Source organism: Streptomyces sp. NPDC001941 (assembly GCF_040296945.1).
Classification (GTDB): Bacteria; Actinomycetota; Actinomycetes; order Streptomycetales; family Streptomycetaceae; genus Streptomyces.
The window spans coordinates 1-16,199 of the sequence record NZ_JBEOYE010000031.1; the positions used below are offsets into that span (position 1 = coordinate 1).

The 16,199-nt window shown below is 74.8% G+C and carries 13 protein-coding genes and 1 riboswitch; of the genes, 11 read left to right on the plus strand and 2 right to left on the minus strand.

The window, feature by feature from the left end; all coding sequences use genetic code 11:
• Positions 1–291: 291 nt before the first annotated feature.
• The 8 genes from ABT160_RS21380 to ABT160_RS21415 all read left to right on the plus strand — a co-directional run bounded on the left by ABT160_RS21380 (position 292) and on the right by ABT160_RS21415 (position 10,160).
• Positions 292–1,320 (plus strand): catalase family protein, encoded by a 1,029-nt coding sequence (locus tag ABT160_RS21380; protein ID WP_351649292.1) that lies wholly within the window; start codon positions 292–294, stop codon positions 1,318–1,320.
• A 105-nt stretch (positions 1,321–1,425) separates the two neighbouring features.
• Positions 1,426–1,842 carry a hypothetical protein gene (locus tag ABT160_RS21385; RefSeq protein ID WP_351649293.1) on the plus strand — a complete coding sequence of 139 codons (417 nt, stop codon included), beginning with the start codon at positions 1,426–1,428 and terminating at the stop codon, positions 1,840–1,842.
• On the plus strand, positions 1,839–3,839 hold the full coding sequence (locus ABT160_RS21390; protein WP_351649294.1) for a GMC family oxidoreductase: 2,001 nt from the start codon (positions 1,839–1,841) through the stop codon (positions 3,837–3,839). Before ABT160_RS21385 ends, ABT160_RS21390 begins: the two co-directional genes overlap by 4 nt.
• Entirely contained in the window at positions 3,836–5,677 is a 1,842-nt protein-coding gene (locus ABT160_RS21395; protein ID WP_351649295.1) for a peroxidase family protein, read from the plus strand. The genes ABT160_RS21390 and ABT160_RS21395 overlap by 4 nt, the downstream gene beginning before the upstream one ends.
• Before the next feature lie 3 nt (positions 5,678–5,680).
• Entirely contained in the window at positions 5,681–6,673 is a 993-nt protein-coding gene (locus ABT160_RS21400; protein ID WP_351649296.1) for a patatin-like phospholipase family protein, read from the plus strand.
• Positions 6,674–7,048: 375 nt separating this feature from the next.
• Positions 7,049–7,211: riboswitch (cyclic di-AMP (ydaO/yuaA leader) on the plus strand.
• A gap of 4 nt (positions 7,212–7,215) precedes the next feature.
• Positions 7,216–8,157 (plus strand): M23 family metallopeptidase, encoded by a 942-nt coding sequence (locus ABT160_RS21405; RefSeq protein WP_351649297.1) that lies wholly within the window; start codon positions 7,216–7,218, stop codon positions 8,155–8,157.
• A 199-nt stretch (positions 8,158–8,356) separates the two neighbouring features.
• Positions 8,357–9,148 carry an SGNH/GDSL hydrolase family protein gene (locus tag ABT160_RS21410; protein ID WP_351649298.1) on the plus strand — a complete coding sequence of 264 codons (792 nt, stop codon included), beginning with the start codon at positions 8,357–8,359 and terminating at the stop codon, positions 9,146–9,148.
• A 247-nt stretch (positions 9,149–9,395) separates the two neighbouring features.
• Complete coding sequence (locus ABT160_RS21415; RefSeq protein ID WP_351649299.1) at positions 9,396–10,160, plus strand: SIMPL domain-containing protein; 765 nt, start codon at positions 9,396–9,398, stop codon at positions 10,158–10,160.
• Here ABT160_RS21415 and ABT160_RS21420 read toward each other — a convergent pair.
• Positions 10,145–10,765, minus strand: a complete 621-nt coding sequence (locus ABT160_RS21420; RefSeq protein WP_351649300.1) for a TetR/AcrR family transcriptional regulator — start codon at positions 10,763–10,765, stop codon at positions 10,145–10,147. The genes ABT160_RS21415 and ABT160_RS21420 overlap by 16 nt on opposite strands.
• 37 nt (positions 10,766–10,802) lie before the next feature.
• Positions 10,803–11,984 carry a Glu/Leu/Phe/Val dehydrogenase dimerization domain-containing protein gene (locus ABT160_RS21425; protein WP_351649301.1) on the minus strand — a complete coding sequence of 394 codons (1,182 nt, stop codon included), beginning with the start codon at positions 11,982–11,984 and terminating at the stop codon, positions 10,803–10,805.
• 362 nt (positions 11,985–12,346) lie between these two features.
• Here ABT160_RS21425 and ABT160_RS21430 point away from each other — a divergent pair, with 362 nt between their 5' ends.
• The 3 genes from ABT160_RS21430 (at position 12,347) to ABT160_RS21440 (ending at position 16,197) form a co-directional block, all read left to right on the plus strand.
• Positions 12,347–13,543, plus strand: coding sequence for an MBL fold metallo-hydrolase (locus ABT160_RS21430; RefSeq protein WP_351649302.1), 1,197 nt, complete (start codon positions 12,347–12,349; stop codon positions 13,541–13,543).
• A gap of 355 nt (positions 13,544–13,898) precedes the next feature.
• Entirely contained in the window at positions 13,899–15,755 is a 1,857-nt protein-coding gene (locus ABT160_RS21435; protein WP_351649303.1) for an ATP-binding protein, read from the plus strand.
• Between the two features lie 7 nt (positions 15,756–15,762).
• Positions 15,763–16,197 carry a roadblock/LC7 domain-containing protein gene (locus ABT160_RS21440; RefSeq protein ID WP_351649304.1) on the plus strand — a complete coding sequence of 145 codons (435 nt, stop codon included), beginning with the start codon at positions 15,763–15,765 and terminating at the stop codon, positions 16,195–16,197.
• Positions 16,198–16,199: the final 2 nt, after the last annotated feature.

A 16,199-nucleotide genomic window follows, 5' to 3' on the forward strand; every position in this document is an offset into this window, starting at 1 on the left:
CGCACGCCGCCGCCCGCGCCCGGCGCGGGACCCGGGAGCGCGCTGGCCCGACCCGGCCATGAACGGCCGCCATCCACGGGGCCGCTGGGGCGGGGGAGCGCCCCGGGGACCGCGGACGTCCGGCCGCCGGGCCGACCGCGCGCCCGGCCGCCAGGGGTGCCGCCCCGCCCCGAACTCCCGTACCGAGCCGCCGGGTTGATCGGGTAATGCGCCCGAAACTCCCGTATCCCCGCGCACCGGGCGCCGAGTAGCGTCCTTGGCCCCGCCCCCGGCCGTGAGGAGACCAGGGCCGTGACCGATCCCCACCAGCACGAGAAGTACGAGCGCTACGAGGGCGGCAGCGCCGAGGCCGAACGGCTGCTCTTCGAGGACCTGGCCCGCGAGGTCGGCGCCCTCCAGGCGGCCAACCAGGCCAGGGCCCGGCGCGACGAGCCCGACCGGGCCTTCCACGCCAAGACGCTGCTCGCCGTCGAGGACGCCCGGCTGCGCTTCCACGACACCCTGCCGCCCGACCTGTGCGCCGGGTACGCCCAGCCCGGCGCCGCCTACCGCGCGCTGGTGCGGATGTCCAGCGCCTCCGGCGTCCACGGCGCCGACGCCGTACCCGACCTGCGCGGCGCCACCGTCCGCGTCCTGGTCGGCGACGACGAGCGGCACGACCTGCTGCTGCTCAACACGCCCGCCTCGCACGCCGCGAACGCCCGCGAGTTCGTCGCCTTCGCCACCGTGATGGCCGGGGCCACCGGGCCGCTCCGGCTCGGCTGGCGCTTCCTGGTGCCCCTGCCGCGCGCGGTGGGCCGCCGGGCCGCGAGCCGCATGCGGCGCACCCTGTTCTCCGCCACCCGCCGCAAGGTCACCAGCCTGGCCACCGAGCGCTACTGGTCCCAGGCGCCCGTGCTGTGGGGCGACGCGGGCCCCGTCCAGTACCAACTGCGGCCCCTGGCGGGCGGGTCGGGCACGGCGGGCGTGCGCCGCGACGACCCCGACCGGCTGCGCACCGAGCTCGCCGGGCGGCTGCGCGGCGGCGACGTGGAGTTCGAGCTCTGCCTGCAGCGATTCGACGACGAGCGCACCACCCCCGTCGAGGACGCCTCGGTGCCCTGGCCCGAGGACGTCGCCCCGCCCGTCCCGGTCGCCGTCCTGACCGTCCCCGCCCAGGACGTCGACACCCCGGCCGGCCGCGAGGTCGCGCGCCGCGTCGAACAACTCGCCTTTACCCCCTGGCGCACCACCGGCCCCTTCCGCCCGCTGGGCAACCTCAACCGCTCGCGCGACGCCGCCTACGGGGTCAGCAGCTCCCGCCGGCTCGGACGGCCCTGACCCCGCCGACCGCGCCGCGCCCCATGCCCCACGCCGTACCCGCCCCCGCCCGCATGCCCCTCCCGCCTTTCCGCCCTTCCGCCCACTCGTCCCGGGGAGACCACCATGGCGAAGAAGCGCGCCGCCAAGGCCGCACGGCGCCCGGCCGCCGTCTACGGCCTGGCCGGCATCCGGCTCTTCAACGGCGCGGCGGGGCTGCTCGCCCCCGCCCTGCTCATCAACCGCCTCGACCGGGGCTCCGAGCCCAACCCGGCCGCCGTGTACGCCTTCCGGCTCTTCGGCATCCGCACCGTGCTTCTCGGCCTCGACCTGCTGACCAGCCGGGACGAGCGGCTGCGCCGGGGCCTGCGCGAGGGCGTCCTCATCCACACCAGCGACACCGTCACCGCCGCCCTGCTCGGACTGCGCGGCCAACTCCCGCCCCGTACCGCCGTGATGACCACCCTGATCTCCGCCACCAACACCGCGCTCGCCGTCCGCGCGCTCACCGGCGGCCGGGACGGCGCCGGGGGCGGGCGGTGACCCCGGCCGCCGCCGGCGGACCGCCCGGGGCCTTCGACTACGTCGTGGTCGGCTCGGGCCCGGGCGGCGGCCCGCTCGCGGCCCGGCTCGCCGAGGCGGGCATGCGGGTGCTGCTCCTGGAGGCCGGACAGGAGCACGACGACGACAACTACCTGGTGCCCGCCTTCCACAGCGACGCCTCCGAGGACCCGGCACAGCGCTGGGACTGCTTCGTGCGCCACTACGCCGACGAGGAGCAGCACCTGCGCGACACCAAGGCCGTCCCCGGCAAGGGCATCCTCTACCCCCGCGCGAGCGCCGTCGGCGGCTGCACCGCCCACCACGCCCTGATCACCGTCTACCCCTACAACAGCGACTTCGACGCGATCGCCCGGGACACCGGCGACACCTCCTGGAACAGCCGCGCCATGCGCGGCTACTTCGAGCGCATCGAGCGCTGCGGCTACCGCGAGCGCCCCCGGCTGCTGCCCCGCGGCCCGCTGCTCTCCGCGCTGGCCCGCTCCCTGCCGTTCGTCTCCGAGCGGTACGTCAACAAGTCCCGCCACGGCTGGGACGGCTGGCTGCCCACCACCCTCGCCGACCCGGCCCTGGTCATCGAGGACCCGCAGCTGCTCAAGGTCATCCTGTCGGCCGCCGAGAGCGGCCTCGCCGGGTTCCTGGGCCGCCCGCTGTCCCCGCTGGAGGGCTTCGGCTCCCTCGTCGACCCCAACGACTGGCGGGTGCAGACCCGGTCCCTGGAGGGCCTGTGGCAGATCCCGCTCTCCACCGACGGCGGGCGCCGCAGCGCCGTGCGCGAGCGGCTCGCCGCCGTGCGCGCGGCCCGCCCCGACCGGCTCGTGGTGCGCACCGGCGTGCTCGTCACCCGCGTCCTCATCGACGAGGACGGCACCGCCACCGGGGTGGAGTACGCCGAGCGCGCGCACGCCCACCGGGCCGACCCGCTGTGCGACCCCGGCGCCGCCCTCCCCGCCCTCCAGCGGGTGTCGGCGGCCCGCGAAGTCGTCCTGTCCGCGGGCGCCTTCGGCACCCCGCAGCTGCTGATGCTCTCCGGGGTCGGCCCCCGCGAGGAACTGGAGCGGCACGGCATCGAGGTGCGCGCCGACAGCCCCGGCGTCGGCGGCAACCTCCAGGACCGCTACGAGGTCGGCGTGGTCAGCCGCACCATCCACGACTTCCCGCTGCTGCGCGACTGCTCCTTCCACGCCCCCGCGGCGGGCGACGAGCCCGACCGCTGCTACCGCGCCTGGCAGCGGGGCCGGGGCCTGTACACCACCAACGGCTCCGTCATCGGCCTCACCCGCCGGTCCCGGCCCGACCTGCCGGACCCCGACCTCTTCGTCTTCGGGCTGCCCGCCGACTTCCGCGGCTACTACCCGGGCTACTCGCGCGAAGTGCTGCGCCACAAGGACCGGTTCACCTGGGCGATCCTCAAGGCCCGCACCCGCAACACCGCGGGCACGGTGCGGCTGCGCTCCGCCGACCCGCGCGACACCCCGCTGGTGGACTTCCACCACTTCACCGAGGGCAGCGACCGGGACGGCCTCGACCTGGAGGCGATGGCCGACGCGGTGGCGTTCGTGCGCGGCGTGAACGAGCGCGCGGGCGGGGCGCTCGCCGCCGAACTGTGGCCGGGGCCCGGCGTCGACACCCGCGAGAAGGTGCGCCGCTGGGTGCGCGACGAGGCCTGGGGCCACCACGCCTCCTGCACCGCGCGCATCGGCCCGGACGGCGACCCGCTGGCCGTGCTTGACAGCCGGTTCCGGGTGCGCGGCGTACGGCGGCTGCGCGTCGTCGACGCCTCCGTCTTCCCGCGCGTCCCCGGCTTCTTCGTCGCCACGCCCCTCTACATGATCAGCGAGAAGGCGAGCGACGTGATCCTCGCCGACGCGCTGCCGCGCCACGCGCGCCGCGCCCGGGGCCGCCGCGCCGGCCCGCGCGCGACCGTCCCGTCCGCACCACCACCCGCACCACCGTCCGTACCAGGGGGAGACCGATGAGCACCCAAGGACCCTCGGCCCGCGGCTACCGCGATTCGCTGCCGTGGCGCCTCGTCACCGGCGCCAGCCGCTACCTCGACGACCGGATCGGCTGGGACAAGCTGCCCCTGCCGCTCGGCCTGGCCACCCTGCTCGGCCTGCGCGTCACCCTGCGCCGGCACAACCTGTACGACACCAACGCCATCCCGTCGGTCGACGGGCCCGAGCCGCAGCCGCCCAAGGACTCCGCCCACCACGTCAACCGCACCCCCGACGGCTCCTACAACGACCTGGCACAGCCCCGCATGGGCATGGCCGGCACCCGCTTCGGCCGCAACATCCCGCTGGACCGGGTGCCCCCGGTCTCGGCGGCCGACGTCCTCTCCGGACCCAACCCGCGCGAGGTCAGCCGCGCCCTGCTCACCCGTACCGCCTTCGTCCCGGCCACCACCGTCAACTCCCTGGTCGCCGCCTGGCTGCAGTTCATGATCCGCGACTGGTTCAGCCACGGCAGCAGCCCCACCGACCGGCCCTGGACCGTGCCGCTCACCGGTGACGACCCCTGGCCCGAGCAGCCCATGCGGATCATGCGGACCCCGGACGACCCGACCCGCGACCCGCACGCGCCCGCCGGGACGCCCGACACCCGGGTCAACGTCCTCTCGCACTGGTGGGACGCCTCCCAGATCTACGGCACCGGCGAGGAGGAACTGCGCGCGCTGCGCACCGGCGAGCACGGCAGGCTGCGGCTGACCGAGGACGGGCGGCTGCCGTTCCCCGCCGACACCACCCGCGACCCCTCGCGGTCGCCCGGCTTCTGGCTCGGACTCGTCCTGCTCCAGACGCTGTTCACCAAGGAGCACAACGCGATCTGCGACCACCTGCACGCGCAGTACCCCGGCTGGGACGACGAGGAGCTGTTCCAGCGCGCGCGGCTGGTCAACTCCGCGCTCCTGGCGAAGATCCACACCGTGGAGTGGACGCCCGCCGTCATCAGCCACCCCACCACCGTCACCGCCCTGCGCACCAACTGGTGGGGCCTGGCCGGGGAACGCGTCCACGACCTGTTCGGCCGGATCAGCGCCTCCGAGGTGGTGAGCGGCATCCCCGGCACCGCCACCGACCACTACGGCATCCCGTTCTCCCTCACCGAGGAGTTCGTCGCCGTCTACCGCATGCACCCGCTCGTCCGCGACGACTGGCACCTGCGCTCCGCGCGCGACGACGGCACCCTGCGCGAGGCCACGTTCCGCGAACTGGCGGGCCCCGAGGCCCTGAAGGTCCTGCAGTCCGTCTCCACCGCCGACCTGCTCTACAGCTTCGGCACCCTCCCGCCCGGCCTGGTGACCCTGCACAACTTCCCGCGGTTCCTCCAGGAGTACGAGCGTCCCGACGGGCACCTCCAGGACCTGGCCGCCACCGACATCCTGCGCTCCCGGGAACTCGGCGTGCCCCGTTACAACGAGTTCCGCAGGCTCCTGCACCTCAAGCCCGCCCGGAACTTCGCGGAACTGACGGACAACAAGGAATGGGCGCGCGAGATCGAACGCCTCTACTCCGGCGACATCGAAAGGGTCGACCTCCAGGTGGGCCTGTACGCGGAGAAACTCCCGGCCGGATTCGCCTTCAGCGACACGGCATTCCGGATCTTCATCCTGATGGCGTCGCGCCGCCTCAACAGCGACCGGTTCTTCACCGAGTACTACACCCCCGAGGTGTACTCGAAGGCCGGAATGCGCTGGATCGACGACAACTCCATGCTGACCGTGCTATTGAGGCACCACCCCGAACTGCGCACCGCGCTCAGCGGCGTGCGGAACGCCTTCGCGCCCTGGCGCGTCGCGGGCCGGGAGGGCTAGGCCGTGGCGACCGGTCCCACCGGCGCGCCCCGCGCCGACCTGGTCCTGGAGGGCGGCGGCGTGCGCGGCCTGGGCGCCGCGGGCGCGGTCATCGGCCTCCAGGAGGAGGGCTACGCCTTCCCGCGCGCGGCCGGCACCTCGGTCGGCGCGATCGCCGCGGCGCTGGTCGCGGCCGGGGCGGGCGCCAAGGAGCTGCGGGCGGCCGTGGAGCGGCTGGACCTGGCCCGGGTGCCGGACCGGCTGCCGCCCGGGGTCCCGCTGCTGAGCGAGGGCGTGGGCCTGGCCGGGGCGAGCGGCGCCTACCGGGGCGCCTGGATCCGCGACTGGCTGGAGCGCGAACTGGCGGAGCTGGGCGTGCGCACCTTCGGCGACCTGCGGTACGAGGACCCCGGGGCGTCGGCGGACCTGCCCGAGGACCAGCGCTACAAGCTGGTCGTCCTGGTCACCGACGTGACCCGGGGGCGGCTGCTGCGGCTGCCCTGGGACTACCGGCTCTTCCACCTCGACCCGGACGCGCAGGTCGTCGCGGACGCGGTGCGCTGCTCGCTGTCGATCCCGTTCTACTTCCGGCCGTGCTCCCTGCGGGACCCGGTCACGGGGGAGTCCTCGGTCCTCGTGGACGGCGGCAGCCTGTCGAACTTCGCGGTGGAGATCTTCGACCGCACCGACGGGCGGCCGAGCCGCTGGCCGTCCTTCGGCGTACGGATCCTGCCCGACCTGCCCGCCGGGATCGCCCAGCTGTTCCCGCTGGCCGCGCGGGTGATGTGGCCGCCGCTCCAGCTGGCGCAGCAGGTGGTGACCACCGCGCTGGTGGGGCGCGACCAGACGCACCTGGACCGGCCCGGCGTGCGCGAGCGGACCATCGCGGTGGACTGCTCGGGCGTCGGCGTGACCGACTTCGCGATCGGCGCGCGGGCGCGGGACGCGCTGGTGGAGGAGGGGCGGCGGACCGCCGTGGAGTTCGTGCGGTACTGGCGCGGGACGGACCACTCCTGACCCGTTCTCCTGAGCCGCGGCGCACCCGGCCCTCCGGCGGGGTGTCTGAACCTTCTATCCGTATATGACCGATTGGGGACCTTCTTCCTTCTTCCTGGAATTCACTCCATCGTGCCCCGGTCCCTGCTCAATTGGTCCGGGGCACGTGAGCAGGCTCATACCCGTGACGTTGCGTGCTGGTGCACGGTGCGCCGAATACCGTGCCGACAAGCGCGATCGACGAACCGCGAAGATCGAAAATCCACGGAGGGTGACGGTAATCCGGGGGTAAAGTCCCGCGTTCGAATGCGGGATTCGCCGAACCGCTTGTTCCCGTCCGTCCCGCTCGTTTACGGTCACCGTCAATCCGGTCGGACCGCCTAATCCTGCCGCCGCCCGGAATTCGCACCCATCCACGCGTGGCAGGAGCGGGGGACCCAGGTAGAACGCCGTTTCCGTACCCACGGACGGCTCGGGGTTAAGCCGTACGGAATTCCGTACGGCCGGGCACCTCCAGCCCGAACCCGACAGCTCACCTCGCAGGCGCCGGAGAGGAATGCCCCATGCCCGCGAAGGGTAAGCACCGACGTCCCAAGGCCCGTCCGCTCGGCCGCGGCCTCGCCGCCGCCGGAACCGGCGGGGCCGCCCTCGCCCTCCCGCTGATCGGCGCCACCGGCGCCCACGCCGCGCAGCAGGCCGCCCCCGAGGCGCCCGCCCCGGTCCAGCAGCGGGCCGCCGCGAAGCCCGTCGCCCAGGTGGCGGCGAAGGCCCCGGCGAAGACCCGGGCCACCACGTACACCGTCGTCAGCGGCGACTACCTGTCGAAGATCGCCGAGGAGCGGCGGCTCAGCGGCGGCTGGCAGAAGCTGTACGAGGACAACCGCACCGTCGTCGGCGGGGACCCGTCCCTGATCCTGCCCGGCATGAAGCTCACCCTGGGTGCCAAGGCCCCCGCGGGCGCCGCCGCCCCGAAGGCCGAGCGCACCGCCCCGAAGGAGCAGCCGCGCCCGTCGGCGCCGCAGGCCTCCGACGACTCCGACGACTCCTCCGGCGCCACGCGCTCGGAGAACACCCGGACCTCCGCCCGCGGTGGCGGCGGCTCCGGCTTCACCGCTCCCGTCGACGCGGGCGTCACCACCCCCTACCGCGCCTCCGGCGGCATGTGGTCCTCCGGCTACCACACGGGCGTCGACTTCTCCGCCTCCAGCGGCACCCCGGTGCACGCCGTCGGCCAGGGCACCGTGGTCTCCGCGGGCTGGGGCGGCGCGTACGGCAACCAGGTCGTCATCCGCCACGCGGACGGCAACTACTCCCAGTACGCCCACCTCTCCTCGCTCTCCGTCTCGGCCGGCCAGAGCGTCGGCGAGGGCGACCGGATCGGCCTCTCCGGCTCCACCGGGAACGTCACCGGACCGCACCTGCACTTCGAGATGCGCACCTCGCCCGACTACGGCTCCGACATCGACCCGGTGGCGTACCTGCGCCAGCACGGCGCGTCCCTCTGACGCACCGTCCACCCGCGCCGCCCGCCGGCGCCGTCCACCCGAACGGAGGGGCCCCGCACGCGTCCGCGTGCGGGGCCCCTCGGCGTGCGCCGGCCCGTATTCCTGCTTGGAGGAAACTTGACCGGTGGCGAATCTCACCCCGCGTCAACCCCTCCTTACGGTCGCGTAGGTCACATCCGTAAGGGAAAGATGTGTGCACGTGGCAGACGATTCGAGATCCAGAGACAGAGACGCATTCGGGTCGTACGTGGCGATCGGTGACAGCTTCACCGAGGGCGTCGGCGACCCCGGCCCCGACGGCGCCTTCGTCGGCTGGGCGGACCGCTTCGCGGTGCTGCTCGCGGACCGCCGGCCGGAGCACGCGTTCCGCTACGCCAACCTCGCCGTGCGCGGCCGCCTCCTCGACCAGATCGTCGAGGAGCAGGTCCCCCGGGCCAAGGAGCTCGCCCCCGACCTGGTGACCTTCTGCGCGGGCGGCAACGACATCATCCGCCCCGGCACCGACCCCGACGAGGTCGCCGAGCGCTTCGAGCGCGCCGTCGCCGACCTCAGCTCGGCCGTCGGCACCGTCATGATCACCACGGGCTTCGACACCCGCGGCGTGGCCCTGCTGCGCCACCTGCGCGGCAAGATCGCCACGTACAACGGTCACGTACGGGCCGTCGCCGACCGCTACGGCTGCCCGGTCCTCGACCTGTGGTCCCTCAAGTCCGTGCAGGACAGGCGGGCTTGGGACGGCGACCGGCTCCACCTGTCGGCCGAGGGCCACACCCGGGTCGCGCTGCGCGCCGCCCAGGTGCTCGGCCTCCCGGTGCCCGCCGACCCCGACCAGGCGTGGCCGCCGCTGCCGCCGCGCGGCACCCTGGAGGTGCGGCGCGACGACATCCACTGGGCGCGCGAGCACCTGGTGCCGTGGATCGGCCGCAGGCTGCGCGGGGAGAGCTCCGGGGACCACGTGGCGGCGAAGCGCCCCGACCTCCTCCCCCTGTAGGGGACCGCGGAAAAGGCCGCCCGGTCCGGTGCGCGAGCACCGGAGGGCGGCCTTCCGGCCCTCTGCGGGCACATGGTCCGCTGGTACGCCGAACGGCCTTCCGGCGTGCGCGGGCGGCGCGCTGGTACGGAGAGGTGACAGGGCAGGAGTGGCGCTCACGCCCCGGGCGCGCGCGGTGCTGGGATGTGCGCGCGGGGCCCGTGCGGCTCCGCCGCCTCCCGGGCGCCCCGCCGAAAGGACCCTGACGATGACCGTACGCACGCCCAAGGCCCTCGCCGCCCACTCGCTCGCCGCGGCCGTCGTCGCCGGCGGCCTGCTGGTGGCGGGCGCCGCGCCCGCCGTCGCCGCGCAGCAGTCGGTGGCCCCCGCCGCGGCGGCCGTCGCGCCGCAGCCGACCACCGTCACCGTCACCGGCGAGGGCAGCGCCAGCGCCGCGCCCGACATGTCCGTGGTCACCCTCGGCGTCGACGTCACCCGGCCGTCCGCCAAGGAGGCGCTGGACGCCCAGAGCGCCGCCGCCGAGGCGCTGCTGGCCGCCGTGCGCAAGCAGGGCGTGCAGGACCGCGACATCCGCACCGAGTCGCTCTCCCTCAACGCCGTCCAGCAGACCGACAAGGACGGCAACACCAAGCTCACCGGCTACCAGGCCACCCAGGTCTTCTCCGTGAAGGTGCGCTCCATCAAGAAGACCGGCAGCGTCCTGCAGGCGGCCATGGACGCGGCGGGCGACGCGGGCCGGGTGCACGGCGTCGCCTTCGACGTGGCCGACAACCAGGGGCTGCGCGCCAAGGCCCGCAGGGCCGCCCACACCGACGCGCACGACAAGGCGCTCCAGCACGCGAGGCTCAGCGGGATGAAGCTGGGCCGGCTGGTGTCGCTGAGCGAGGCCGACGGCGGCCGTCCCCGGCCGGTGGCGATGCCCGCCGTGGCCTTCGACAAGGAGGGCGTGCCGGTGGCGCCGGGCGAGATCGAGGACCAGGTGTCGGTGACCGCGGTCTACGAGCTGCGCTGAACCAACTCTGCCGGTCGCAGGCCGAGTTCACGGGCGAGGGCGTCGTCGGTCCACTGGAGCATGGCGGCGCGCGAGAGGGACCCCGCGTAGGAGGTCATCTGGACGGCCAGGCCGTCCAGGTAGGCGGTCAGCCGCCAGGCCGCCGACGCGGGGTCCTCGCAGTCGAACTCCCCGGCCGCCGCGCCCTCGGCGATCACGTCCGCGAGCGCCCGCTTCCACTGCTGGTCCAGGTCGCGGGCCACTTCGCGCAGCGCGGGCTCGCGCAGGGCGGCGGCCCAGCCCTCGATCCACAGCCGCCAGCCCTTGGCCTGGCCGGTGGGCGCGTACCAGCGCACGGCGGCCCGCAGCCGGCGCAGCGCGCTGGTGCGCCGCCCCAGGATGCCGCGCAGCCGGTTCAGGTCGCCCTCGGCGGCGTACGCGAACGCCGTCGCGACCAGCTTCTCCTTGGTCGAGAAGTGGTACAGGACCAGCGCGTTGGAGACGCCGAGCGCCGAGGCCACGTCGGCGATGCGCACCTGCGCGACGCCCCGCTCCTCGATCTGCTCCACGGCCGTCCGCAGCAGCTCCTCGCGCCGCTCGGCCACGTTCAACCTGACTCTGCCCACCGCGTCATCGTAAGGGGGCGTCCGGCGCCGCGGCCGCTCAGTACCAGCCGTACCGCTCCTCCAGGACCGGCAGCCGGTCGGCCGCCAGGGCGTGGGCCGCGGCGCGCGGGCTGACGCCCTCCCGCTCGGCCCGGTCCAGGACGTGCCCGACCAGGGAGCGCATGGCGCGGCGGGTGTACGCGAACGCCTCGTCCGCGTCCGCCCCGACGTCGCCGAACAGCGTCCACCACCACCAGGCGTTCGTCCCGGAGTTCACCACCACGTCCGGCAGCACCACCACCCCGCGCCGGGCGAGGAGCTCCTCGGCCCGCGGCAGTACGGGCATGTTGGCGGCCTCGGCGATCCAGCGGGCCCGCACCCGGCCCTGCTCGGCGGGCCCGATCGCGTACGACACCGCCGCCGGGACCAGCACCTCCGCGTCCGCCTCCAGCCACGCGTCCCCGTCCAGCTCGCGGTCGCCGGGGCGCAGCGCGGAGCGGTCCACGCCGCCGTGCCCGTCGCGCGCGGCCAGCAGCGCCTCCACGTCGAGCCCGGCCGGGTTGGCGATCGTGCCCTTCACGTCGGCGACCGCCACCACCACCAGCCCCGCCGCGGCCAGGAAGCGCGCGGTGGCCCCGCCCATGGTGCCCAGGCCCTGCACGCTCACCCGGGTCCCCGCGTGCGCCACCCCGGCCCGGTCCAGCGCGACCAGCACCGACTCGGCGACGCCGCAGCCGCCGACCAGCGCGTCCAGGCCGATGCCGGCGACCCGCACGGCGAACGCGTCGGCCAGCCGCGCGCGGGCCGCCGCCTCGTCGTCGAGCAGCGGGTAGACGGCCTGGACCGTGGAGACCAGGCCCGCCTCGGCGGCGGCCCGGTCCACGACGTCCTGCGAGAGCCCGAGGTCCTCGCCGGTGGCCCACATCGACTCGACGTACGGGCGCATCGCCCGCAGGTAGCGCACCAGCACGCCGTACGCCTCGGGGGAGCGCGGGTCGCAGTCGATGCCGCCCTTGGCCCCGCCCAGCGGCACGTACCGCGCGTCCGGGTCGTAGTGCAGGGCCTCCTTCATCGTCATGCCCCGCGCCAGGCCCGCGACCTCCTCGCGGGTGCAGCCCGCGCGCATCCGCAGGCCCCCGCTGGCCACCCCGCGCACCAGGCGGTCCACGACCAGGTGGCCGGTGCGGCCGGTGACCGGGTCCGTCCAGTCCACGCTCAGCAACGGCGGCGCTGTCGTCACGGAAGGCGCTCCTCGGTCCTCGTGAAACCTTCTCCCTTACTGAACGGCTGTTCAGTAAGGGAAGTATCCCGAGCGCCGCGCGCCGCTGTCAAAAGGTTTCACGGGCGTCCTCGGGCCGGTCGGGGACGCCAGGACCGGCTCGACGAACGCCGCCCCACCCGGCGCCGCGCAGCCGCTCCGCGGTACTCACGTGGCGGTACTCACTCTTATGACGCGCGACCCCCGCCGGAATGTGACACGCGCCCCGGCCGTTGGGAGGGGCGAGGGGCGCGCGGCGGGCCGTTCGGGACCCGCCCCTGCCGGGCGCACGGCCGTCCGGCGCCGCGCCCATAATGGATCGACCCCGAACCCCAGGAGGCGCTGTGACCAGCCCCGGACCTCTGGACCCCCTGCTCACGCGGCTGCGCGGGCTGACGCCGCCGGCCTTCGGCGCCGAGCCCGAGGGGGAGCGGCTGGCGCGCATCCGCCGCTCGCCGAACTTCAAGGACGGCGTGTTCCAGAACCCGCTGGGTGCCCGCCACCGGCCCACCGGGTCGGCCGTGGAGTTCGCCAAGGTGTACTTCGAGCGGGAGGCTCGCGCCCGGCGCGCCCCGTCCGGCGCCCTCCCGGTGCACCCCACCACCCTCGCCGACCTGTCCAAGCCGCCCGCCTCGGGCCTGCGGCTCACCTGGATGGGCCATTCCAGCGTGCTCGCCGAGATCGACGGGGTCCGGGTGCTCTTCGACCCGGTCTGGGGCGACCGCTGCTCCCCCTTCCCCTTCGCCGGGCCCAAGCGCCTGCACCCGGTCCCGCTGCCGCTGGCCGCGCTCGGCCCGGTCGACGTGGTGGTGATCTCCCACGACCACTACGACCACCTGGACATGCCCACGATCCGCGAGCTGGCGGGCACCGACACCGTCTTCGCCGTACCGCTGGGCGTGGGCGCGCACCTGGAGCTCTGGGGCGTGGCCCCTTCGCGCCTGCGCGAGCTGGACTGGAACGAGTCCACCGAGGTGGCCGGCATCCGGCTGACCGCCACCCCGGCCCGGCACTTCTGCGGACGCGGACTGCGCAACACCCAGCACACCCTGTGGGCGTCCTGGGTGGCCGAGGGGCCGGAGCACCGGATCTACCACAGCGGCGACACCGGCTACATGCCCAGGGGAACCGACGGCGTCGCCAGCTTCGCGAGCATCGGCGCCGAGCACGGCCCCTTCGACGCCACGATGATCCAGATCGGCGCGTACTCGGAGTACTGGCCCGACATCCACATGACCCCCGCGGAGGGCGTGCGCGCCCACCTCGACCTCCAGGGCGGCGCCCCGCACGGCGTGATGCTGCCGATCCACTGGGGCACCTTCAACCTGGCCCCGCATCCGTGGGCCGAGCCCGGCGAGGGCACCCTCGCGGCGGGCGCCGCCGAGCGGCAGCCGCTGGCCCTGCCCCGCCCGGGCGAGCCCTTCGAGCCGACCGGCGACGCGGTGCCGGACGCGCCCTGGTGGCGTGGATTCGCCACGGCGCCCGCCGGCGGCTGGCCCGAGCCGGCCGTCTCCGTACCGCAGGAGGCACCGACCGCCTGACCCCCGGCCCAGGCACCGCACCGGCCCCACGACCCCCTCCCGCGACCCCCGCACGGCACCCGCGCCGTCCGGGGGTCGTCGCGTGCGCCGGTGCCTCCGCGCGCCCGGCGTCCGGCCCCGCGCATATCGGCCTGTCGTGCGAGCCCTCATACCAGAGCGGGACGCTCTGCGGGCAAGTTTGTCAACTGCCCACCACACCTGAACGGTTGACGACTACCGTGAGTGGCCGGTGATCAACGTTGGGCTCACGTCGCACCGGGTGAGCCCGGTGGCGAAACCGGCCGAACACCACCAGAGCACCACGTCAACACAGCCGAACCGCCGATTCCTGGGGCCCCACGTACCAAGGACGCTGATGTCACAACTTCGCGCACCCGCCGCGCGGTCCGACCGCCGCGAAGGCGGGCGGCACGGCAGGCCCGGCGCCCGCTCCCTGTCGGGGAAGCCGCCCGCACCGCAGGCACCGGAAGCCCGCATACGCACGCAACTCCTGCGCACCACCCTGCTGCCCGCCGTCGTCGTCGCCCTCGGCGGCGCGGCCGCCGTCCTGTTCACCCTGCGCTCCACCGGCACCGCGCCGACCCCCTCGCTGTGGGCCGCCCTCGCCGGGTCCGCCGCGCTCGCCGCCGCCGGACTCCTGGCGGCCGTCGTCGGCGCCGACCGCACCGCGCGGGCCCTGCTGGAGCGCTGCACCACGCTGCGCCGCAGCAGCGCGCGCGGCCAGAGCGAACTGCGCGCCGTCGTCGACCAGCTGCGCCGCGGCGAACGGCCCGCCGCCCGCCGCGCGCTGCCCGAACCCCGGGGCGACGGCGACGAGTTCGACCAGCTCTCGCTGGAGCTCGCCCGCTCCCACGAGGCCGCCGTCGCGGCCGTCGTCCAGGCGTCCCGGCTCTCCAGCAGCGTCGGCAACGAACAGAAGGTCGAGGTCTTCGTCAACCTCGCCCGCCGGCTCCAGTCCCTCGTCCACCGCGAGATCCAGCTCCTGGACGAGCTGGAGAACGAGGTGGAGGACCCCGAGCTGCTCAAGGGCCTCTTCCACGTCGACCACCTGGCCACCCGCATCCGGCGGCACGCCGAGAACCTCGCCGTCCTCGGTGGCGCCATCTCCCGGCGCCAGTGGTCCAACCCGGTCACCATGACCGAGGTCCTGCGCTCCTCCATCGCCGAGGTCGAGCAGTACCCCCGGGTCAAGCTCGTCCCCCCGATCGACGGCACCCTGCGCGGCCACGCGGTCGCCGACGTCATCCACCTGCTCGCCGAACTCGTCGAGAACGCGACCCTGTTCAGCGCCCCGCACACCACCGTGGTGATGCGCGCCCAGCATGTCACCGCCGGACTCGCCGTCGAGGTCGAGGACCGCGGCCTGGGCATGTCGGTCACCGAGCAGAACAAGATGAACGCCCTGCTCGCCGACCCCGACCAGGTCAACGTGGCGCACCTGCTCCAGGACGGCCGCATCGGCCTGTTCGTGGTCTCCGCGCTCGCCCGCAGGCACGGCATCGCCGTACGCCTGCAGTCCAACATCTACGGAGGGGTGCAGGCCGTCCTCGTCCTGCCCCAGGGCCTGCTCGGCGCCGACTCCGACACAGCCGCCGCGAGCACCCCCGAGGAGGCCGTCGCCGACTCGGCCAACGCCGCCTCCGTCATCGCCTCCGGCCAGTCCCGCCCCGGCCCGCTGCCCGCGGCGGTCCCGGCCCCCGCCGAGGCCGCCGCCGCCGCGCCCGCGCGCGAAGGCGACCGGCGCACCCTCACGTACGTCAGCAGCGCACCGCACATCCCGCTCCAGCCGCCGTCCGGCGAGCAGCACGACAGCGCCGCCCGCCGGGCCCCGGGACCGCTGCCGGTGCGCGGCGAGAAGGGCGAGCGGCCCAACCCGGCCGCGGCCCTGCCCGGTGTCACCCACTCGGGTCGTACCGAGCCGTTGGCACCACCGACCGTCCCCAACTCGGGGCACACTCCCGCACCAGGGGGAGCCGTACGCGGCACGATGGGCCGCCCCCAGCTCCCCAAGCGGCGCGCGCAGGAGCACCTCGTACCCCAGCTGCGGAACGAGCCCGCCCCGCGCCCGTCCGACGAACACGCCCTGCACGACCCGGGGTTGATGGCGGCCTTCCAGCGCGGCATCGGTCTCGCCGAGGCGATGCCCACGGTCGGGCAGCCCGATGAACCGCAGTTCGAACCGCAGCACCACGACGATTCCCACAAGGAGTAGATGCACCATGGCGAGCGATGTGCCGACCGGCCATTCCTCGGACCTCGACTGGCTGCTCACCGGTCTGGTCCAGCGGGTCCCGTACACCAGGAGCGCGGTCCTGCTCTCCTCCGACGGCCTGGTCAAATCGGTGCACGGCCTGGACGAGGACGCTGCCGACCACATGGCGGCCCTCGCCTCCGGCCTGTACTCGCTCGGGCGCAGCGCGGGCGTCCGGTTCGGCGACGGCGGCGAGGTCCGCCAGGTCGTCGTCGAACTCGACTCCACCCTGCTCTTCGTCTCCACCGCCGGGTCCGGGACCTGCCTCGCCGTCCTCGCCGGGCGCGAGGCCGACGCGGCGGTCCTCGGCTACGAGATGGCGATGCTGGTCAAGAGCGTGCGCCCGTACCTGGTCACACCGGCCAGACAGGCCGCGGCGGCACCTGGCGCCACGGGGCGCTGAGC